Here is a 21,339-nt window from a genome sequence, read left to right on the forward strand (position 1 = left end):
CCCTCCATCAATGGCAGTCACCATTAGTATGGTCACTGCCACGGATTCCCGACAGAAAGAGATTGCTAAAACATTCTTAACCCGCAATGTAGTGCGGAACAAAACGCGAAGTGTCTTTAGTGATCAGCGTGTTATCTTCGCGGATACCCATACCGCACGCTTCATCATCGACAATCCAGCTACCAATCAGCGTGTAACTATCGCCAAATCGCGGTAGAGGTTGAAACGCCTGATAGATCATCGGTTCATCGGCGTAATCACCGTCAGCGTGGTCAACGACGTTATTCTGACCGTCGAAAATGGTGACGTTACCGCCCTCGCGCGAGTAGATCGGTTTACGCACATAGCTTTCGCCAGCGGCGATCTGCAGTTTTTCGCCCTCAAACCAGGACGCCAGAAGATTAGGATGACCAGGAAAGAAGCGCCAAAGCAGCGGCATTAGCCCTTTGTTACTCAAGATACTTTTCCATAACGGCTCCACCCATTGCTCGCGGCGCTTGCGCAGCAGCGGACCGTTATCGTCACGCATCATCCACTCCAGCGGGTACAGCTTAAATGCACGCTGGATGACATTATCATCAAGATCGGTCAGTACACCGCCGACGCCCAAACCGAGATCTTCAATGTAGATAAACCGCGACTCCTGCCCTGCCTGCTGGGCGCAGTCCTGCAAGTACAGCACGGTACTCCTGTCTTCGTCAGTGTCCTGACAACAGCAAAAATAAAACGGCTCCCGACTATAAAGCTCGCTAAAGCGCGAAATCAGGCGTTCCTGAATGGCATTGTACTGATCGGTATCACGCGGAATAACGCCGCTGCGCCGGGCATCCTCCAGCCACAGCCACTGAAAATAAGCCGATTCATACAACGAGGTTGGCGTATCGGCGTTGTACTCCAGCAGCTTCACCGGCGCATTGCCACACCAGGCAAAATCCATCCGGCCATACAGCGAAGGATCGCGTGCGCGCCAGCTTTCAGCGATCACATCCCAGTACAACGGAGGGATCGCCAGTTGCGTCAGGATCTCTTCGTCTTTAACCGCGCGATCCACCACCTCAAGGCACATCTGATGCAGTTCCGCAGTCGGTTTTTCGATCTGCTCTTCAATCTGGCGCAGAGTAAAACGGTAAGCCCGACTCTCGTCCCAATAGATTTCATTGTCGATGATATGAAAGTCGAAACCGTTGTCAGCGGCGATCTGGTCCAGATCCCGCCGCACAGGAACGTTGTGTCTCAGCATGATTAGCCTCCCCAATGCCCACGGGCGCTGGAAGAACGACCATAGCCGCCGCGAGAAACGGTTGACGCTTTTTTGGTGGTAAAGCCGCCCGAAGAGTAAGACTCTTTTTTGCCAGAACCGGAGCGCCAGGAGTAATCACCAGAAGTGTTGCGCCAGACGGGGCGCGAAGCAAAAGAGGAACCACCGCTGTTATACACAAACTGCTCATCGCGATCTTTACGAATAACCCGGCTTAACAAAAATCCAGAAACGACCGGGATCCAACTCTGTTCAACGTTGTCGTAGTAACAATTTTCATACTTAGACTGACAATTCTGCTGAGTCATATTCTTCGGAACATCGGCATAAAACGCCGCTTTGGCGTTGTTCCAGCCATGAGCACAGATATCTGAATTATTACCGTCATCAATACAATCCTGCACAGTCGAGTAAAACGTTCCGTCGCCGTCGTTATCGACATCGCCACTATCGCCACAACCTTTCAATACGAAAAAAGCGGCACCGCCCATTAGCGCCAACGTTAAGTATTTTTGTGCGTAGCGATTGCGACGCGGTTCAAAAGGATTATTCGGTCTGCCAATGCGACTGATCGCTCCGTGACCAATTTTACTGTTATTTCTTGATTTGCGTTTTCTGGCCATGATCGTCCATTACCATGTCATACAAGCTGCGTTAAAAATACCACCAGCCAGTGCGGCGGTTCCCATAAACATTCCTGCTGCGGTATTGTGATTAATAATTTTTTCGCTTAATGCGGGCATATAAAGCCTGACGCCAGCAAAAACGAGTAATTGAATCACCAGAGCAATCCCGCCCCAGGCGAAATAGTCTGGAATACTCACCGCATTGATTGCCGCACTGGATAAGGGGATCACGTAACCCAACAATGTACCGCTGAACGCCAGTGACGCCGCGGTATTATTGTTTTTGATTAACTGCCATTCGTTGTGCGGTGTAATTTTAGAATAGATAAAAAGAAAAATAATCACCATAGCCACGCCAATAAAAAAATAGGCACTAAAGGCAAGAAGAGAATCCAGTATATGCATTGTAAACGTCCTTGTAATTAACCAATAATATGAAGTGATGTCAGCGGGATATCGACACCCAACGCGCGCGAAAATAACCACTCTGGCTCGCCGAGATCGTTAAAAGATTCCTCACCATTTAGCAGCAAATATTCGTAAGTATCTTCGGTTACTTGCCGTTGGTAGCCCATGGTAAAATTATGTACTTCCCATTTGGCATGGTTTTGATTTTCTACTTTTTCCAGCATGTAGACGGGTTCGATATTTCCCGGTTCTTCGCTGTTAAAAAATCGCAGCCAGCGTTTTTCCTGCCAGTTTAAGGTCATTGCCCCCATCGCTTTGGCATTGATCGTCTCGCGCCAGTGACTCTCTTTACTGATACCGTAGCTCTCTTCATAGACAAAGAGCTTGATATCATCAATGTCATCAATATTTTCGCCGCCGGTGGTATTGATTTGCAGAAACTCATCGCCTGAAGTGTAGTAGCGGAAAATCTGGCTACCGCCGCCCAGATCGATGCGGCTGACGGCGGCTACCGTAAATTCCTCACCCGGCAGCGCAATCAGCAATTCATCTTCCAGCAAACGAAACGCTAACGTGTCGAGCGTAAAACCACTATTGAGATGCAGACCCAGCGGACCGCGAGCGATAGCAGGCTTATTATCCTTGCCAAACAGACGCTGGAAAAAACCAGACATATTTTATCCTTAAAATAGTTGCCAGCCTTGCAGTGAGGCTGGCAAAAAAATTACTCGCCCTGTTGGCGTTGCAGTCTTGCTAATACATCCTGGGCGCTACTTTTATTGCTACCGCCTATTCCGGCTTCCGCCAGCTTTTCATCAAGATCGCGACCGTCTGCGACTTTTTCCAACTGTGCAGCAGCATCCAGACGAGCCTGACGTTCGGCCTGACGCGTTTGCAGGCGTTTTAAGGATTCTGCCGCTGTCGAAACGCTGGAAGATGCGCCAACGGTAGAGGTCGTTACAGCCTGTTGTGCACGCTGCATGGCTTCAGTGGCTTTAACGACTTCCATTTGCTGCTCAAACTGAGCGATACGCTGCGCTGTCGCTGTAACTGCTTTTTCCACGCCATCACGAGAGACTTCCAGATTCGACAACACTTGCTCTTCAGCGGTAATGAGATTCTCAAGGCGCGCGATTTCTTCAGCAACTTCGTTAATCAACGACGGATTAACGTTCTTGCTTAACGCTTTCAGCGCACGAGCTTCCAGACTGGCTTTGCGCTCACGTAAATCTTTCAGCTTATCGTGACTTAATTTCACCCGCGCCAGCAGATCAACGCGAGATTTTCCGGCTTTATCGAGTTCAGCTTTAGCGTCACGGATATGCTGTTCCAGCATGCGCACGCCCTGGGTTTCTTCAATGGATTCTTCCGCCTGGGAGATAAACGATTTCCCCAGCGTAAATAAACTTTTTAAAATTCCCATAAATACCCGTCCTTGTAATTAGAGTGAATATTCTTCTGTAATTTCAGCCAGATCCAATGCGTTATCTACCAGCGAGGTTATCTCAAGCAGGATATCTTCAAGAGAAGATTTAAGCGATAACGCCCCGAAAACAATGTAATACTCTTCATGTTGCACGCTGGAGATCCCTACCGATGACAACGGCATCATCTTCTGATTTCTTAATAAGAAGGTATTAAATTCATCTGGATTGCTGATACTACTCACCGGACAAATAAAGGTTTCGATAATCATTTGGCGGGAAGTAAAAAGAATATTGATTTGCAAATCGCCATAATCATTCATTTTAATAATTAATGCGTTCTCGCTATTTGTTACATCAATATTTTGTTCAGGTACAGTTTGCAGCGCCGTCGCCAGCGCCAACGGATTCCATGTCATATATTATTCCATATAGATTTAGTTTAAATATTAACAAAATGAATATTTGCAGTACGTAATTATCTTACCAGCTAAACACAAAAAAAAACCATCCAAATCTGGATGGCTTTTCATAATTCAGAGGAACTAGCTGCGCTGTCGCACCGCTTCAAATAAGCAAATCCCTGTCGCAACCGAAACGTTCAGGGAAGAAACGCTTCCTGCCATTGGGATGCTGATCAACTCGTCGCAATGTTCACGAGTCAGGCGACGCATACCTTCACCTTCCGCGCCCATCACCAGTGCCAGCCGTCCGGTCATTTTGCTCTGATAAAGTGTATGATCCGCCTCACCTGCCGTACCGACGATCCAGATATTCTCTTCCTGCAACATACGCATGGTGCGCGCCAGATTAGTCACCCGAATCAGCGGAACGCTTTCTGCCGCACCACAGGCCACTTTTTTCGCCGTGGCGTTGAGCTGTGCGGAGCGATCTTTCGGCACAATCACCGCATGAACACCAGCGGCGTCCGCGCTACGCAGGCACGCGCCGAGGTTGTGCGGATCGGTTACGCCGTCGAGGATCAGCAGGAACGGTTGATCGAGCGAAGCGATCAGATCCGGCAGATCGTTTTCCTGATACTGCCGTCCTGGCTTCACACGGGCGATAATGCCCTGATGCACGGCACCGTCGCTTTTCTCGTCGAGATACTGACGGTTCGCCAACTGGATAACCACGCCCTGGGACTCAAGGGCGTGAATCAGCGGTAACAGACGTTTATCTTCACGGCCTTTTAAAATAAAGACTTCCTGAAAACGTTCAGGGGCGCGCTCCAGCAGGGCCTGCACTGCGTGGATGCCGTAAATCATTTCGCTCATTAATGTACTCGTTGTTTACGTTTTGCCGGGAGCGCCACGCTTGCCCGGCCTACGGATAATTCACCCTCTTCTGTTTGAAGAGGGTTATGATCACTCTGCCACTTTTTTCTTCGCCGCACGCTTCGCTTTGGTCGCTGCGGCTATTTTCTGCGTTTTAGCCGATGGCTTTTTCGCTTTTCTCGCGTCTTTCTTCGCCGCTTTCGGCTTCGGTTTTTTCTCGCCGCGGAAGGCACTGTCTGGCTCAAAGTTTACCTTTTTACCGACCTGACGACGCTTGCCGCCTTTTTTGCCAGCATCGCCTTTTTTCGCTTTCTCGCGCGCCGTTTTACCGACGTTGCGCGGTGCGCGTTCGCTGGAGATCAGGCTAAAGTCGATTTTACGCTCGTCCATATTAACCGCTTCGACGCGAACTTCCACGCGATCGCCCAGGCGATAAGTCTGGCCGCTGGATTCACCCATCAGGCGTTGCCCTACCTGGTCAAAGCGATAGTAGTCATTGTCCAGCGAAGAGACATGGACCAGACCATCAATGAACAAGTCGTCCAGACGGACGAAGAAGCCAAAGCCAGTGACGCTGGAAATTACGCCTTTAAAGACGTTACCTACCTGGTCGAGCATGAAGTCACACTTCAGCCAGTCAGCTACATCGCGTGTTGCTTCGTCGGCACGACGTTCCGCCATCGAACAGTGCTGACCCAGTTGCAGCATCTCTTCCATCGAATAATGGTAACCACCGGTTTCAGTGGTATTGCCCTGATGCCCCTGCTCTTTCGCCAGCAGATACTTAATGGCGCGGTGCAGCGTCAGGTCAGGATAACGACGAATCGGCGAAGTGAAGTGCGCATAGGACTGCAATGCCAGACCGAAGTGACCACGGTTTTCCGGATCGTAAATCGCCTGTTTCATCGAGCGCAGCAGCATGGTTTGCAGCATTTCTGCATCAGGACGATCGGCAACCGACTCTAGCAACTCCGCGTAATCACGCGGTTCCGGCTTGTTACCGCCCGGCAGTTCCAGCCCCAGCTCCGCCAGCACTGAACGGAAAGAGGTAATCGCTTCGGTGCTCGGCTTATCGTGAATACGGAACAGTGCCGGTTCTTTCGCTTTCTCAACGAAACGCGCCGCCGAGATATTCGCCAGAATCATACACTCTTCAATTAATTTGTGTGCGTCGTTACGCTGGGTCTGTTCGATACGTTCAATACGGCGTTCAGCGTTGAAAATGAACTTCGCTTCTTCGCTCTCAAATGAGATCCCACCGCGTTCTTCACGGGCTTTATCCAGCACTTTATAGAGGTTATGCAACTCTTCGAGATGCTTAACCAGCGGGGCGTACTGCTCGCGCAGATCCTGATCGCCCTGCAGAATATGCCAGACTTTGGTGTAGGTCAGACGTGCGTGAGAGCTCATTACCGCTTCATAGAATTTGTAGCCAGTCAGGCGGCCTTTCGACGAAACCGTCATCTCGCACACCATACACAGGCGGTCTACCTGCGGGTTAAGCGAACACAGACCGTTAGAGAGCACTTCCGGCAGCATCGGGATAACCTGCGAAGGGAAGTACACCGACGTACCACGGTTACGCGCTTCTCTGTCCAGCGGCGTTGGAGGGCGCACATAGTAGCTGACGTCGGCAATCGCGACCCATAAACGCCAGCCGCCGCCGCGTTTTTTCTCGCAGTAAACCGCATCGTCAAAGTCACGGGCGTCTTCGCCATCAATGGTGACCAGCGGTAAATCGCGCAGATCAACACGGCCCGCTTTTGCTTCTTCCGGCACTTCTTCTTTCAGCCCGGCAACCTGTTGCTCAACAGCCTGCGGCCAGATGTACGGAATTTCATGGGTACGCAGAGCGATATCAACCGCCATGCCGGTGCCCATATTGTCGCCCAGCACTTCGACGATTTTACCCACCGCTTTGGTACGGCGAGTCGGGCGTTGGGTCAGTTCAACAACCACCACAAAGCCCATCCGCGCGCCCATGATCTGATCGGGCGGGATTAAGATATCGAAGCTCAGACGGCTGTCGTCAGGAACCACAAAGCCGACGCCCGCTTCGGTAAAGTAGCGACCAACAATCTGGCTGGTTTTTGGCACCAGTACGCGGACAATACGCGCTTCACGACGACCTTTACGGTCAGCGCCCAGCGGCTGCGCCAGCACCTGATCGCCATGAATGCAGGTTTTCATCTGCTCGCTGGAGAGATACAAATCATCTTTACGCCCTTCAACCCGCAGAAAGCCGTAGCCATCACGGTGGCCAATAACGGTACCTTTCACCAGGTCGAGGCGTTCCGGCAGCGCATAGCACTGACGACGAGTGAAGACCAGTTGACCATCGCGCTCCATCGCGCGCAGGCGGCGACGCAGGCCTTCAAGCTGCTCTTCGCCTTCAATGTGCAGTTCTACCGCCAGCTCATCACGGCTGGCCGGTTTTTCACGTTTGGTTAAATGTTCGAGGATAAATTCCCGACTAGGGATGGGATTCGCGTATTTTTCAGCTTCGCGTTCCTGGAAAGGATCTTGTGACATCTCGGTTCCTCCGTTGTCATCTCTGATGAAGATTTTCGTCACTCCACCAGCAATAATTTATAAAGCGGTTGATTCTCTTCAACCAAATCGGCAAGCGTGTAGTTATCCAGTTCCGTAAGAAAACTTTGCACGGCCTTAGAAAGTGCCTGTTTCAACCGACAGGCAGGTGTAATGTGGCAAAACTCACTGCTGCAATTCACCAGCGATAAGGGCTCCAGCTCGCGCACCACATCACCAATACGTATCGCACTCGCCGGTTTACCCAGACGAATGCCGCCATTTTTTCCACGAACAGCAGTCACGTAGCCGGCACGACTAAGTTGATTGATTATTTTGACCATATGATTACGGGAGACGCCGTAGACGTCAGTCACTTCAGAAATACTGGTCATCCGCCCTTCTGGCAATGACGCCATGTAGATCAGCGCACGTAATCCGTAATCAGTGAAACTCGTTAACTGCACATCAACCTCAAAAGGGAAATCGGGAAAAAATACATTTATATTGATGATAAACCAGCCACAAGCTGTGTCGCTAATTTATTTCAGTTCGGGGAAGGAAAAAAGCGAGGATTTAACACTGTGTCGGAAAGCGTAATGGCTTAACCGACACAGCAATGTATCACACTGTTAGCCCGGCAGGCAAAATATCTGCCAGGCGTACCAGAATTACGCGTCGAACGGGTCGCGCAGAATCATGGTTTCAGTACGATCCGGACCGGTAGAGATGATATCGATCGGCACACCGGTCAGCTCTTCAATACGCTTGATGTAGTTCAGCGCCGCCTGCGGCAGGCCGCTACGATCTTTCACGCCGAAGGTGGATTCAGACCAGCCCGGCATGGTTTCGTAAATCGGCTCTACACCTTTCCAGTCGTCAGCTGCCAGCGGAGTGGTAGTCACTTCACGACCATCCGGCATACGGTAAGCCACGCAGAGTTTCACCTCTTTCAGGCCATCCAGAACGTCCAGCTTGGTCAGGCAGAAGCCAGACAGGGAGTTCAGCTGTACCGCACGACGAACGGCAACGGTGTCCAGCCAGCCGGTACGACGACGACGACCCGTAGTTGCGCCGAATTCGTTACCCTGCTTGCAGAGGAACTCGCCAGTTTCATCAAACAGTTCAGTCGGGAACGGACCTGCACCCACACGAGTGGAGTAAGCTTTGAGGATACCCAGAACGTAATCAACATAACGCGGGCCCAGGCCGGAACCGGTCGCCACGCCACCAGCAGTGGTGTTGGAAGATGTTACGTACGGATAAGTACCGTGGTCGATATCCAGCAGCGTACCCTGAGCACCTTCGAACATGACGAAATCGCCACGCTGACGCGCCTGGTCGAGCAGGTCAGAAACGTCAACCACCATAGAAGTCAGGATGTCGGCAACAGCCATCGTATCATCCAGAACTTTCTGGTAATCAACCGCTTCAGCTTTGTAGTAGTTAACCAACTGGAAGTTGTGATATTCCATCACTTCTTTCAGTTTTTCAGCGAAGGTTTCTTTGTCGAAAAGGTCGCCAACACGCAGACCGCGACGTGCCACTTTATCTTCATAAGCAGGCCCGATACCACGACCGGTGGTGCCGATCGCTTTCGCGCCACGCGCTTTCTCACGCGCGTTATCCAGCGCAACGTGATAATCAAGGATCAGCGGACATGCTTCAGACAGCAGCAGACGCTCACGAACGGGGATGCCACGGTCTTCCAGTTCTTTCATCTCTTTCATCAGCGCGGCTGGAGACAGCACAACACCGTTACCGATGATGCTGGTTACATTCTCGCGGAGAATACCTGATGGAATAAGATGGAGAACGGTTTTTTCACCGTTAATTACGAGAGTATGGCCTGCGTTGTGACCGCCCTGGTAGCGTACAACATATTTAGCCCGTTCAGTCAGAAGATCGACGATCTTACCTTTACCTTCGTCACCCCATTGGGTGCCCAGTACGACGACGTTGTTACCCATTTTTCAAAATCACCGTTTGCTTAAAAATGGATTCTACCATCGCTTTTTCAGAGTTACAGCACTTTTTGCACTCAAAAATGACCTCGATCAGTCTGTTTTTTGTTCAGCCAATCGTTTTCCTCAACATGTAGTAGACCACAACGCCCGCAACCACAAGTCCACCGCCAAAACGACGTAAAATATTATCAGGCAAATTGGTCATCGCAGAGATCATCTTCTTCCATGCCTTCGGGTAAAGCATCGGCCCTAAACCTTCGAGCACCAAAACCAGGGCAAGCGCCAGCCAGATTGTCGAATTCATTCATTATCCTTATAGAAAAAGAAAACCACCGACATCCCTGAGGATGCGGTGGCTTTATTGACCTGTACCGCAGTCGTTATATTAACGCGTTGCGGAAGTCGGCGTCTTCATGTAGCGGAAGAAATCGCTATCCGGGCTCATGACCATCACGTCCTGATTGCCAGAGAAGCTGTTCTCATAAGCACGCAGGCTACGGATGAATGCGTAGAAGTCCGGATCTTTACTGAATGCATCAGCAAACAGTTTGGCTGCTTCGGCATCGCCTTCACCACGCATGATGCGGCCCTGACGCTCAGCTTCTGCCAGCGTTCTGGTCACTTCATAGTCGGCAGTCGCGCGCAGTTTTTCCGCTTCTTCCTGACCTTGTGAACGGTGACGACGCGCTACCGCTTCACGCTCGGCGCGCATACGGTTGTAGATCGCTTCAGACACTTCGGTCGGCAGGTTGATCTGCTTGATACGCACATCGACAACTTCAATACCCAGCGCCGCCATACTGTTCGGGTTGATGACCGGAACTTTGCCCTTCGTCTCAGCCGTTACGCGCTCTGCCGCTTCGGCAATGGCGTTATCTGCTGCCGGGGTAGTAACTTCATCTTCTGTACCCGCAGAACCGGAGTTCAGCGCGTCACGTACTTCGAGGGTCAGACGACCACGGGAATCGGTGACGATGTCTTTCACATCCAGACGACCAATTTCAGAACGCAGACGGTCAGAGAACTTACGTTTCAACAGCACTTCCGCTTGCGAAATGTCGCCACCGCCCGTTGCCAGGTAGTAACGACTGAAATCGCTGATGCGCCATTTGATGTAAGAGTCGACGATCAGGTCTTTCTTCTCTTTGGTCACAAAGCGGTCGGCCTGGTTGTCCATGGTCTGAATACGTGCGTCGAGCATTTTCACCGTTTCAATGAACGGTATCTTGAAATGCAGACCCGGCTCATAAACCAGAGGTTTGTTGTCATCGTCACGCAGTACCTTACCAAAACGCAGCGTAATGCCGCGCTCACCTTCTTTGACGACAAAGACAGACATGTAAAGCACTACCAGCACGATGATGATAATCGCGATAACTGACTTACGCATCGTTATTCCCCCTGACGCTGGTAGTCGTTACGCTGCGCGTTGGCGCGGCGTTGGTCCATAATATCGCCCTGACTGGTGGACGACGTGTTGCTTGCTCCACTGGTTGTGGAGGAAGAGGCTGGCGGCAGACGCAGCAGATTGCTGGCACCGTTATCGCTCTTCGCCGCAGGGGCGTTACCACCTTTCAGCATCTGGTCTAACGGCAGAACCATCAGGTTGCCACCTTTATCGTTAACCAGCACTTTGCGGGTGTTGCCCAACACTTTTTCCATCGTCTCGATATACAGACGCTCGCGAGTAATTTCCGGCGCGGCTTTATATTCCGGCAGAAGTTTAGCAAAGCGCGCCACTTCACCCTGAGCTTCCAGGATGGTCTGGGCCTTGTACGCACGCGCCTCTTCGAGGATACGTTGCGCCTGACCGTTCGCACGCGGCTGAACTTCGTTGGTATACGCTTCTGCTTCACGAATATATTGCTGTTCGTTTTCACGCGCGGCAATCGCATCGTCAAACGCCGCTTTTACTTCTTCTGGCGGACGAGCTGCCTGGAAGTTGACGTCCAGCAGAGTGATACCCATGTCATACGGACGAATCGTCTCTTCCAGTTCGCGCTGAGTATCGCTACGAATCACGGTACGACCTTCCGTCAGAATGCGGTCCATGGTGTATTTACCGATAACCCCGCGTAGGGCGCTGTCGGTAGCCTGACGCAGGCTGTCATCCGGGCTGGTCACGCTATACAGATATTTTTCCGGATTGGTGACGCGGTACTGCACGTTCATCTCAACGCGCACTACGTTCTCGTCCGACGTCAGCATCACACCAGAAGCGGCCAGTTCACGCACGGCTTCCACGTTCACCGGTTTGACTTCGTCGATAAACGTCGGTTTCCAGTTCAGACCCGGCTCAACCAGATGGCTGAATTTACCAAAGCGTGTTACCACGCCACGTTCGGCTTCTTTAATGGTATAGAAACCACTGGCCGCCCAGATAATGACAATCGCTGCCGCTGCGATGGTAACGACACGACCGCCAAGCTGCGGGCGCGGGCCTTGCGATGAACTGCCACCGCCAGATCCGGTGCCTTTACCGCCGCCCAGACCACCGAGCTTTTTGCTCAGTTTGCGGAAGATATCATCTAAATCAGGTGGCCCTTGATCGCGACCGCCTTTGTTTCCATTTCCCTCAGAGTTGCCGCCAGGTTTGCTGCTTCCCCACGGGTCGCGGTCTTGTCCGTTATTACCGGGCTGATTCCACGCCATGTTTGTGCTCCATATTTGTTATGCGGTGATCCCTGTTGTCTTTCGACGCCAGAGGATATGACTCCACGCTTCAGACGCTACGCCGTTAGATCAGGTAATCGATCAACGCCGGTTCTTGTTTACAGAGGCGACGCCAGTCAACGATCGGCATACGAACTTGCAGACTTACGCTGCCGTCCTCCTCCATCCACTCTTTTTCTATTGCCTGAAGCTGATAAAAACGACTTCTCAGACGCCCTTCCTGCGGTGGCAGACGCAATGTATGCTGCGCCACCTCGCCGGAAAGCCGCTCCGTCAAAGCCTGAAAAAGCTGTGGTATCCCCGCTCCGGTCTGTGCGGAAAGCCAGACACGGATCGGTTTGTTCTCTTCGTCCCGATCAATACGCGGTTCGAAATCTTCCAGCATATCGATCTTGTTCATCACCAGCAGGGTTGGGATCTCGTGAGCGTCGATCTCTTCAAGAACCGTATTCACCGCTTCGATGTTTTCTTGTACACGTACATCCGCCGCATCAATGACGTGCAGCAGCAATGTGGCTTGCCGCGTCTCTTGTAACGTGGCTTTAAATGCCGCCACCAGATCGTGCGGCAGGTGGCGAATAAACCCTACGGTATCTGCCAACACGGTTTCACCGACATCCGCGACGTCAATACGCCGCAACGTCGGGTCGAGGGTGGCAAACAACTGGTCTGCCGCGTAGACCCGCGCTTCGGTGATGCGATTGAAAAGGGTAGATTTACCGGCGTTGGTATATCCCACCAGCGAAACAGTAGGAACGTCGGCTTTGATACGCGATTGCCGCCCCTGCTCACGCTGCTTTTCAACTCTTTCCAGGCGCGACTGTATCTGCACGATGCGATTACGCAACAAACGACGGTCGGTTTCGAGCTGGGTTTCACCCGGACCACGCAAACCAATCCCGCCTTTCTGTCTTTCAAGGTGGGTCCAGCCACGCACCAGGCGCGTAGCCAGATGGCGCAGCTGCGCCAGCTCAACCTGCAACTTACCCTCATGGGTACGCGCACGTTGGGCGAAAATATCTAAAATAAGGCCGGTGCGGTCGATGACACGACACTCGCACAAACGCTCCAGGTTACGCTCTTGCGCCGGGCTCAGGGCATGGTCAAAAAGAACGACCGAAGCACCCGTCGCTTTGACAGCTTCCGCAATTTCAACTGCTTTACCTTCACCTACAAAATACTTTGGGTGCGGCGCTTTACGGCTACCGGTAATCACCTGCAATGCTTCGACACCGGCGGAAGAGACCAGAGATTCAAACTCCTGGAGATCTTCCATATCTTTGTCTTGCGTAAAATAGATGTGTACCAGTACCGCCTGCTCACCAGCATCATAACGGTCAAACAAGCGTATAACCCTCTAAATAGATCAGCGGGGAACGCAGGATCGCTGGCTCCCCGTGTAAAAAAAACAGCCCGAAACCTTATTCGGTTTCTTCGCTGTCCTGTTGCGCGGAAGTATTCTGCGCGCTGCTACCATGATGGTAGTTACTGCTGGTACCGCCACCGGCGTTGTTACTGTGATGAGAAACCGGGCGAGACGGGACAACAGTAGAAATCGCGTGCTTGTAAACCATCTGGCTGACCGTGTTTTTCAACAGGATCACGAACTGATCAAAAGACTCGATTTGCCCTTGCAGCTTAATACCATTCACCAAATAAATAGAAACTGGAACACGTTCCCGACGCAGTGCGTTCAGGAACGGATCTTGTAAAGATTGCCCCTTAGCCATTCTCTCTTTTCCTTATATGCTTATTTGTACTTTGAACCTTTCGATTCTGAAAAAATTGCGCACGATACGTCTCAATTGTACACATTCAGCCTGCGATAGCACCAACAACCTGTAATACTTCGTCACGCGCCTGTTCTGGTTTTTCACTATCAAGCCAGTGAACCCCTTCCCAACCACGCAGCCAGGTTATCTGCCGCTTCGCCAACTGTCTCGTGGCGCAAACACCTCGATAAACCATTTCATCGTATGAGATTTCGCCTTCAAGGTAAGACCACATCTGGCGATAACCCACGCAACGAATGGAAGGCAAGTCCGTATGCAAATCTCCTCGGGCAAAAAGCGCCCGGACTTCTGCTTCAAAACCTGAAGCCAACATCTGATGAAAACGCTGCTCAATTCGTTGATGGAGCAGTTCACGGCTCGCCGGGGCGATGGCGAACTGATGCACCTGATACGGTAGAGCGTCTCCTGACGTTTGCGTCAGTTCCGTTAAAGTTTTACCCGAAATGAAAAAAACTTCCAGTGCCCGGGAAAGCCTTTGTGGATCATTTGGATGAATCCTTGCTGCCGCAACCGGATCGATCTCCTGAAGTTGACGATGCAATGACTCCCAACCTTGCTCTGCCGCCTGTTGCTCAATTCTGGCCCGCACTTCCGGGTCTGCCGACGGTAGCGGCGACAACCCTTCCAGCAATGCCTTGAAATACAACATCGTACCGCCCACTAACAGTGGGATCCGCCCCGCCGCGGTGATATCGGCCATTTCCGCCAGCGCATCACGGCGAAAATCAGCAGCCGAGTAAGCCTGCGACGGATCGCGAATATCCAGCAATCGGTGCGGCGCGGCGAGTAACTCTTCAGCGTTCGGCTTCGCCGTCCCGATATCCATCCCTTTGTAAATAAGGGCAGAATCAACGCTTATCAACTCTACTGGTAAAATTTTACGCAGCTCAATGGCTAACGCCGTTTTACCGGAGGCCGTCGGCCCCATCAAAAAAATCGCCTTAGGCAGGCTCGCCTTACTGATATCACTCATCTTTCAGGGCTTTTATCGCCGGATGTAAATCAACAGATTGTAACAGACCACCCGGCGGCGTTTTCACAAGTTGCGGACATAACCGTTCCACGTCCGCCAGCAGAGTTATGGCCTGCGCCATTGACCACTGCGCATGTTCGCTCATCAGATTTCGTGCAATCCACTGCGCAATATTGCCAGGTTCGAATACGGACTGCTTCGCCAGGTAGCCTATCAGTTCAGGAATCAAGATTTGTAAATTTTGTTGGCGTAAGGGTAAAGGCACGGCCCTGATGGTCACATGCTGTGCATCTGACTGGAAATCAATACCCAATTCCGCCAGGGCAGACTGCGCTTTTTCTAATGCCGATTTTTCTTCGCCAGAAACTTTTAGCCGCAACGGAATCAGCAGCGGCTGGGCGCAAACTGGCGCTTCACCCGGCGTCAGTTGCGCCTGACGCAGCCAACGTTCTGCCACTGGCAAGGCTAAAAGTGAAATGTTGCCGCCGCGCTCCAGCAACGCACAGTCGGAATGGACGATAGTCAGTACCCGACCAAAACTCTGACTGTTCGCCGCAAGTGCAGGTTCCTGCGGTTCTGGCGCTTTTGGTTTTTGCATCGGCGCGGGCGTTTGCAAAAGCTGGCGATACACTTCACCTTGCTGTTTCTGGTAACCTGGCTGCGCATTCGGCCAGGGGGCAGCCGGACGACTGCCTGAGGCGGGCGCAGGAGTGTAACGCGGAGCTACTGGCTCACGAACTGCCGGTTCAGCAAAATGATTGCGCCCCGCCGCCACGCGGTTTTCCGGGATGGCGCGCGGTGCAGGTTGTGGTTCATCGTCCAGCGGTAGCGGCGTTTCCAGTTGCTGTTGTAGCACGCTCAGCACGCCCTGATAGATAAAATCATGCACCAGACGCGACTGATGGAAACGCACTTCGTGTTTGGCAGGGTGCACATTGACGTCCACCTGATGTGGGTCGATCTCCAGATACAGCACAAATGCCGGTTGCTGATCGGCCCCCAGTTTGTCTTCACAGGCCTGGCGGATCGCGTGATTGATCAGGCGATCGCGCATCATGCGACCATTCACATAGCAATACTGAATTTCCGCCAGTGCGGGCGTGGTGTGATTCGGATCTGCCACCCAGCCGCGCAGCGTAAGATCGCCGTGTTGCCATTCAATCGCCAGCGCTTGTTCGAGAAAAGCGGTACCGCAAATCGCGCCTAAGCGCCGTTCTTTTTGCCCGCCTTCCGGCACTGCGCGGTACTGACGCACAATTTTACCGTTATGCGACAGGTTGATCGTGACGTCGAAACGCGCCAGCGCAATGCGGCGGATGATCTCATCGATATGGTTAAATTCGGTTTTCTCAGTGCGCAGGAATTTGCGCCGCGCCGGAGTGTTGTAGAACAGATCCAGCACCTCCAGCGTCGTTCCCACAGGATGCGCCGCCGGTTTTACCGTCACGTCCATATCGCGCCCTTCGGCATAGGCCTGCCAGGCTTCCTGCTGTTCTGCGGTACGTGAAGTGAGCGTCAGGCGGGAAACCGAACTGATACTCGCCAGCGCCTCACCGCGAAAGCCCAGGCTGATAATGGCTTCGAGATCGTCCAGAGAGGCGATTTTACTGGTGGCATGACGAGCCAGCGCCAGCGCCAGCTCATCTTTTTTGATACCGCAGCCGTTATCACGAATGCGGATAAGTTTCGCCCCACCGCGTTCGATATCAATATCGATACGCGTCGCACCTGCATCGAGGCTGTTTTCCACCAGTTCTTTGACTACCGACGCAGGTCGCTCGACCACCTCACCTGCGGCAATCTGGTTCGCCAGTTGTGGCGGTAAGACCTGAATTGGCATCAATCGTCCTTAGTTTGGCAGCGTGCGATCTGGCGTCGTCACCGTACTGGCAGTTTGTGCCGCTGTACCCTGCGGCGCAGATTGCATCGGATGCGCAAGGAAATAATTACGCAGGCCTTTGTAAATGGCTTCTGCCAGCTGTTGTTGGTAATCGTCGCTCGCCAGCAAACGTTCTTCGCTGTTGTTGCTGATAAAACCGGTTTCGACCAGTACTGATGGGATATCCGGCGAACGCAGAACGCCAAGGCTGGCGTGTTCTGGTCGACGTTTATGTATTTCGCCAATGCGTTGCAACTGGCTGATCATACTGGTCGCTACATCATACCCTACACGCTGGGAATGACCGAACTGTAAATCCAGCACCGCCTGGCTTAAATAGGGATCAGACTGACTGTTCGCCAGCACATCGCCCGCTCCGCCCAGCAGCTCCGACTGTTTCTCATGCTGTTCCAGCCAGCTTGCCATCTCGCTGTTTGCACGACGGTTTGAGAGCACCCATACGGAAGCGCCAGTCGCACTGCGGTTCGGTGCGGCATCAGCGTGAATCGACACGAGGAAATTGGCGTTTTGCTTACGTGCCACATCGCTGCGCCCCATCACCGAGATAAAGTAATCCCCGTCACGGGTTAAAACGCCTTTAAACATTGGATCGTCATTGAGCAAAGTACGCAATTTACGTGCGATGGCGATGGTGACATTTTTCTCCCGCGTACCGCCGGGGCCGATAGCGCCAGGGTCCTGACCGCCGTGTCCTGCATCAATAGCGATGATAATTTTATCGCCAGTGTTAGCCGTCGCACGCGCTGCCGGACGCGTTACCGTATTACTGCTGATAACACCTGTAGTGCGGTTACTTTCCGTTTTAAACGGATTGCGCGCCGGTTCGCTGACGCGCGGTGCGACAACCGCAGGCGTTTCAACGCGTTTCGCAACCACAGGCGGCGGAGGAGGCGGTGGCGGCACATCGGCGTTAATCGTAAAGACGACAGTGTAATTGCTGCCATTCTGCCGCTTCACCGCTTCGGTTTTACCGTTTTCGGTAAGATCGACCACCAGCCGTAGCGTTTGTGCATCTTTAGGCGTTCCGGAGCGAATCGCCTTCACCAGATTATTGCCGCTAAACAACAACGGCAGCCCCTGAATTACCCCCGTTTGTTTGATATCGAGCGCCACGGTGCGTTTGCTTTGATGGCTAAACGCATAATCAGGATCGCCAATAAAACTCAACGTTATCCGCGCCTGTTGGTTGCCGTTAGAAACCTGAATATCAGAGAGCGTCGCGGCACCCACCTGCGCGCACAGCAGCAGCAACGTCGCTACCAACCAATTTCTGATGCGATACATCATCCCGCCACCTTTCAAAGGTTAACCGGCTAAACGCGCCAGCAACAATTCACCCGCAGAGGAAACCGCACTCACGCGCGCCTCACGGCCTTGTGCCTGATAATCAATGTGTATTTCGACATCCGGGTCAGGAAGAACACCTGTACCTTGTTGTGGCCACTCCACCAGGCAGATGGCATCGTTGGCAAAATAATCGCGGATCCCCATAAACTCCAGCTCCTCGGGATCGGCAAGGCGGTACAAATCAAAGTGATAAACCATTAAATTGTCGAGCGTATAGGGTTCGACCAGCGTATAAGTGGGGCTTTTGACATTACCCTGATGGCCCAAAGCCTGTAAAAAGCCCCGACTAAAGGTGGTTTTACCTGCGCCTAAATCGCCATACAGATAGATTACGGTTGCGCCATCGCAGGCTTTCGCTACCCGCTCGCCCAGGTCTAATGTTGCCTGCTCATCAGGGAGCGGAATTACTCGATTCATCATGGTTTTTATCAGTCACTTCCGGGTTAACAATACGCTGTAGCGTGGAAAAGAGATCGGTTGCCAGCATCCCGCGCGTTCCAAAACGCGCCGCCAGTACGTCAGCTGCCGCACCGTGCGCGACGCAGCCCGCACAGGCTGCATCATACGGCGACAGTTTTTGCCCAAGCAATGCGCCAATAATACCAGAGAGCACATCGCCCATGCCGCCGCTCGCCATGCCTGCATTCCCGGCATCAATAATGCCTAAAGCGTCAGGATGGGCGGCGACCACGGTTCCGGCACCTTTCAGCACCGCTACGCCGCCATAACGTTGTACCAGACGTTTAGCGCAATGTAAGCGGTCACTTTCAATTTCAGCGACGGAACAGCCTAACAACCGTGCGGCCTCGCCAGGATGCGGCGTGATCACGCGATTGTGACGCTTATCGGGATTGATTGCCAGTAGGTTCAATGCATCGGCATCCCACAACATCGGTTTGCGAAAATTCTCAACTTTTTGCAGGGCTTTTTTCCCCCACTCTTGCTGGCCCAGTCCGGGACCAATCACCAGCACATCGGCCCATTCCAGGCTTTCGGTAAGAGAGTCCATAGTCAGTTCATGCACCATCAATTCTGGTCGTGCAGTCAGTAGCGGCGCAATGTTTTCACTGCGGGTCAATACTCGAACTAAACCAGCACCAGCACGCAGTGCCGCTTCCCCCGTCATACGAATAGCTCCCGCCGTGCCGTGATCGCCGCCAATAATCACCACTCTCCCGTGATCGCCTTTATGCGATGTCGGGCGACGCGGTTTCAGCCAGTGAGAAAGTTGTTCTGCCGAAAACCGCTGAATTTTCGTCTCCTGACCTGCCAGCCAGCTATCCAGCCCCAGTGAGTCAAAATGCAGTTGTCCGGTAACATCCCGCGCTTTTCCAGTGAGCAAGCCTGGTTTCAGCGCAATAAAAGTGATGGTGTGATCGGCGTTGATCACCGCGCCTGGCGTAGCGCCAGTTTCAGCCAGCAGCCCGGAAGGGATATCAACCGCCACAATCGGCGCAGGATGGGTATTAGCGTGGTCGATTAACTGGCTAATGGATTCGCGGGGTGCTTGCTGCAAGCCGGTACCGAGCAGCGCATCAACAATCAGATCTACCGATTCGGGCCAGACAGTATTCGAAGCATGGATCTCGCCTCCCGCGTTTAACCATGCTTCGCGTGACAGCGCGGCCTCTTCCGGCAACGGTTTGTCACTTTCCTGGGCCAGCAGCGTGACCTCAATACCGACCGCTTTGGCCAGTCGCGCGACCACGTAGCCATCGCCGCCGTTATTACCATGACCGCACAGCACCAGCCAGTGGCGGGCGTCAGGATAAGCCGTGCGACACACCTGGAATGCGGCTTCGCCAGCGCGAAGCATCAGCTCATAGAGTGTGAGTCCCAGCGCATCTGCCGCCTCGCGTTCTCCGCGGCGGATATCGTCGGCGTACCAGACGGTGTGTGGTATACTTACGGGGTTTTTCTTCATTGTATGGTCCGTCATGTCAGAGCCCCTCGATCTCAATCAGTTAGCGCAAAAAATTAAACAGTGGGGGCTGGAACTGGGCTTTCAGCAGGTAGGTATTACCGATACCGATCTCAGCGCGTCCGAGCCCAAACTGCAAGCATGGCTGGACAAACAATACCACGGCGAAATGGACTGGATGGCGCGTCACGGTATGCTGCGTGCTCGTCCTCACGAATTATTGCCCGGTACGCTGCGCGTGATCAGCGTGCGGATGAATTACCTTCCTGCTAACGCCGCATTTGCCAGCACGCTGAAAAATCCCAAACTCGGCTATGTTAGCCGTTATGCGCTGGGCCGTGACTATCACAAGCTTCTGCGCAACCGACTCAAAAAGCTGGGCGAGATGATTCAGCAACATTGTGTTTCGCTGAATTTTAGACCGTTTGTCGATTCTGCGCCTATTCTCGAGCGCCCGTTAGCTGAAAAAGCAGGACTTGGCTGGACAGGTAAGCACTCACTTATCCTCAATCGCGAGGCCGGTTCATTCTTCTTTTTAGGCGAATTGCTGGTCGATATTCCTCTGCCCGTGGATCAACCAGTCGAGGAAGGATGCGGTAAATGCGTGGCCTGTATGACGATTTGCCCGACCGGAGCCATCGTCGAGCCATATACCGTCGATGCTCGCCGCTGTATCTCTTATCTCACCATCGAACTGGAGGGGGCGATCCCGGAAGAGTTGCGACCGTTAATGGGAAACCGTATTTACGGTTGCGATGACTGCCAGCTTATCTGCCCGTGGAATCGCTATTCGCAACTCACTACAGAAGACGATTTCAGCCCGCGTAAGCCGCTACACGCACCGGAACTCATTGAGTTATTCGCCTGGAGCGAAGAGAAGTTTTTAAAAGTCACGGAAGGATCGGCGATTCGCCGTATAGGTCACCTGCGCTGGCTGCGTAATATCGCCGTGGCATTAGGCAATGCCCCCTGGGATGAAACGATTCTGGCGGCGCTGGAGAGTCGCAAAGGTGAGCACCCACTTCTTGATGAGCACATAGCGTGGGCGATTGCGCAGCAAATAGAGAGACGAAATGCGTGCATAGTCGAAGTGCAATTGCCGAAAAAACAGCGTCTGGTTCGGGTGATTGAAAAAGGGTTACCGCGTGACGCCTGATTCATCCACAGCTTGTGAATAAAAATAAAAACGCATTGCAATTCAAGACGAATAAAATCGTCAAGTGATCGACTCGACAAAACGAAA

At 52.6% G+C, this 21,339-nt stretch carries 22 protein-coding genes; 1 reads left to right on the top strand and 21 read right to left on the bottom strand.

Going from position 1 to position 21,339, the window contains the following annotated elements:
* Positions 1 to 76: 76 nt before the first annotated feature.
* The 20 genes from ACJHYD_RS07815 to nnr all read right to left on the bottom strand — a co-directional run bounded on the left by ACJHYD_RS07815 (position 77) and on the right by nnr (position 20,114).
* The gene (locus ACJHYD_RS07815; RefSeq protein WP_001550491.1) at positions 77 to 1,240 is read right to left on the bottom strand and encodes a glutathionylspermidine synthase family protein; all 1,164 of its coding nucleotides are present in this window, start codon (positions 1,238 to 1,240) and stop codon (positions 77 to 79) included.
* A gap of 2 nt (positions 1,241 to 1,242) precedes the next feature.
* On the bottom strand, positions 1,243 to 1,881 hold the full coding sequence (locus tag ACJHYD_RS07820; RefSeq protein WP_000101676.1) for a DUF1190 domain-containing protein: 639 nt from the start codon (positions 1,879 to 1,881) through the stop codon (positions 1,243 to 1,245).
* A 9-nt stretch (positions 1,882 to 1,890) separates the two neighbouring features.
* Positions 1,891 to 2,289, bottom strand: a complete 399-nt coding sequence (locus ACJHYD_RS07825) for a DUF350 domain-containing protein (RefSeq protein WP_000547760.1) — start codon at positions 2,287 to 2,289, stop codon at positions 1,891 to 1,893.
* Positions 2,290 to 2,306: 17 nt separating this feature from the next.
* A complete protein-coding gene (locus ACJHYD_RS07830) occupies positions 2,307 to 2,966 on the bottom strand; it encodes a YjfK family protein (protein ID WP_001564276.1) in 660 nt (219 codons plus the stop codon).
* 50 nt (positions 2,967 to 3,016) lie between these two features.
* Positions 3,017 to 3,715, bottom strand: a complete 699-nt coding sequence (locus ACJHYD_RS07835; protein WP_001522365.1) for a PspA/IM30 family protein — start codon at positions 3,713 to 3,715, stop codon at positions 3,017 to 3,019.
* A gap of 18 nt (positions 3,716 to 3,733) precedes the next feature.
* Positions 3,734 to 4,135: a YjfI family protein gene (locus tag ACJHYD_RS07840; RefSeq protein ID WP_001550489.1), complete on the bottom strand. Its 402-nt coding sequence runs from the start codon at positions 4,133 to 4,135 to the stop codon at positions 3,734 to 3,736.
* Between the two features lie 126 nt (positions 4,136 to 4,261).
* The gene (gene rlmB, locus ACJHYD_RS07845) at positions 4,262 to 4,993 is read right to left on the bottom strand and encodes a 23S rRNA (guanosine(2251)-2'-O)-methyltransferase RlmB (protein ID WP_001293282.1); all 732 of its coding nucleotides are present in this window, start codon (positions 4,991 to 4,993) and stop codon (positions 4,262 to 4,264) included.
* A 90-nt stretch (positions 4,994 to 5,083) separates the two neighbouring features.
* A complete protein-coding gene (gene rnr, locus ACJHYD_RS07850) occupies positions 5,084 to 7,525 on the bottom strand; it encodes a ribonuclease R (protein ID WP_000076315.1) in 2,442 nt (813 codons plus the stop codon).
* Between the two features lie 38 nt (positions 7,526 to 7,563).
* On the bottom strand, positions 7,564 to 7,989 hold the full coding sequence (gene nsrR / locus ACJHYD_RS07855; RefSeq protein ID WP_001177639.1) for a nitric oxide-sensing transcriptional repressor NsrR: 426 nt from the start codon (positions 7,987 to 7,989) through the stop codon (positions 7,564 to 7,566).
* A gap of 204 nt (positions 7,990 to 8,193) precedes the next feature.
* Positions 8,194 to 9,492, bottom strand: a complete 1,299-nt coding sequence (purA, locus tag ACJHYD_RS07860; protein WP_000527955.1) for an adenylosuccinate synthase — start codon at positions 9,490 to 9,492, stop codon at positions 8,194 to 8,196.
* A gap of 103 nt (positions 9,493 to 9,595) precedes the next feature.
* Positions 9,596 to 9,793: a DUF2065 domain-containing protein gene (locus tag ACJHYD_RS07865; protein WP_001089295.1), complete on the bottom strand. Its 198-nt coding sequence runs from the start codon at positions 9,791 to 9,793 to the stop codon at positions 9,596 to 9,598.
* Between the two features lie 81 nt (positions 9,794 to 9,874).
* Positions 9,875 to 10,879, bottom strand: a complete 1,005-nt coding sequence (hflC, locus tag ACJHYD_RS07870; protein WP_001232412.1) for a protease modulator HflC — start codon at positions 10,877 to 10,879, stop codon at positions 9,875 to 9,877.
* A gap of 2 nt (positions 10,880 to 10,881) precedes the next feature.
* A complete protein-coding gene (hflK, locus tag ACJHYD_RS07875) occupies positions 10,882 to 12,141 on the bottom strand; it encodes an FtsH protease activity modulator HflK (RefSeq protein ID WP_000312488.1) in 1,260 nt (419 codons plus the stop codon).
* A gap of 85 nt (positions 12,142 to 12,226) precedes the next feature.
* Positions 12,227 to 13,507 carry a ribosome rescue GTPase HflX gene (gene hflX, locus ACJHYD_RS07880; protein WP_000460360.1) on the bottom strand — a complete coding sequence of 427 codons (1,281 nt, stop codon included), beginning with the start codon at positions 13,505 to 13,507 and terminating at the stop codon, positions 12,227 to 12,229.
* 76 nt (positions 13,508 to 13,583) lie between these two features.
* Entirely contained in the window at positions 13,584 to 13,892 is a 309-nt protein-coding gene (gene hfq, locus ACJHYD_RS07885) for an RNA chaperone Hfq (protein ID WP_001051883.1), read from the bottom strand.
* Between the two features lie 85 nt (positions 13,893 to 13,977).
* Complete coding sequence (miaA, locus tag ACJHYD_RS07890; protein ID WP_001280339.1) at positions 13,978 to 14,928, bottom strand: tRNA (adenosine(37)-N6)-dimethylallyltransferase MiaA; 951 nt, start codon at positions 14,926 to 14,928, stop codon at positions 13,978 to 13,980.
* Positions 14,921 to 16,768, bottom strand: a complete 1,848-nt coding sequence (gene mutL, locus ACJHYD_RS07895) for a DNA mismatch repair endonuclease MutL (RefSeq protein WP_001550486.1) — start codon at positions 16,766 to 16,768, stop codon at positions 14,921 to 14,923. The genes miaA and mutL overlap by 8 nt, the downstream gene beginning before the upstream one ends.
* Before the next feature lie 9 nt (positions 16,769 to 16,777).
* Positions 16,778 to 18,115: an N-acetylmuramoyl-L-alanine amidase AmiB gene (gene amiB, locus ACJHYD_RS07900; RefSeq protein WP_000990303.1), complete on the bottom strand. Its 1,338-nt coding sequence runs from the start codon at positions 18,113 to 18,115 to the stop codon at positions 16,778 to 16,780.
* Between the two features lie 18 nt (positions 18,116 to 18,133).
* Positions 18,134 to 18,595 carry a tRNA (adenosine(37)-N6)-threonylcarbamoyltransferase complex ATPase subunit type 1 TsaE gene (tsaE, locus tag ACJHYD_RS07905; protein ID WP_000981977.1) on the bottom strand — a complete coding sequence of 154 codons (462 nt, stop codon included), beginning with the start codon at positions 18,593 to 18,595 and terminating at the stop codon, positions 18,134 to 18,136.
* Complete coding sequence (nnr, locus tag ACJHYD_RS07910) at positions 18,567 to 20,114, bottom strand: bifunctional ADP-dependent NAD(P)H-hydrate dehydratase/NAD(P)H-hydrate epimerase (protein WP_023909786.1); 1,548 nt, start codon at positions 20,112 to 20,114, stop codon at positions 18,567 to 18,569. The genes tsaE and nnr overlap by 29 nt, the downstream gene beginning before the upstream one ends.
* On the opposite strand from nnr, the gene queG reads away from it, so the two are divergent.
* Complete coding sequence (gene queG / locus ACJHYD_RS07915; RefSeq protein ID WP_001550482.1) at positions 20,113 to 21,252, top strand: tRNA epoxyqueuosine(34) reductase QueG; 1,140 nt, start codon at positions 20,113 to 20,115, stop codon at positions 21,250 to 21,252. The two genes, nnr and queG, sit on opposite strands and share 2 nt — an antisense overlap.
* On the opposite strand, the gene ACJHYD_RS07920 is transcribed toward queG, so the two are convergent.
* Positions 21,235 to 21,288 carry a hypothetical protein gene (locus ACJHYD_RS07920; RefSeq protein ID WP_010723271.1) on the bottom strand — a complete coding sequence of 18 codons (54 nt, stop codon included), beginning with the start codon at positions 21,286 to 21,288 and terminating at the stop codon, positions 21,235 to 21,237. The two genes, queG and ACJHYD_RS07920, sit on opposite strands and share 18 nt — an antisense overlap.
* Between the last annotated feature and the right edge of the window lie 51 nt (positions 21,289 to 21,339).

Source organism: Escherichia sp. WS1368 (genome assembly GCF_046487485.1).
In the GTDB taxonomy this organism is placed as follows: Bacteria; Pseudomonadota; Gammaproteobacteria; order Enterobacterales; family Enterobacteriaceae; genus Escherichia; species Escherichia coli.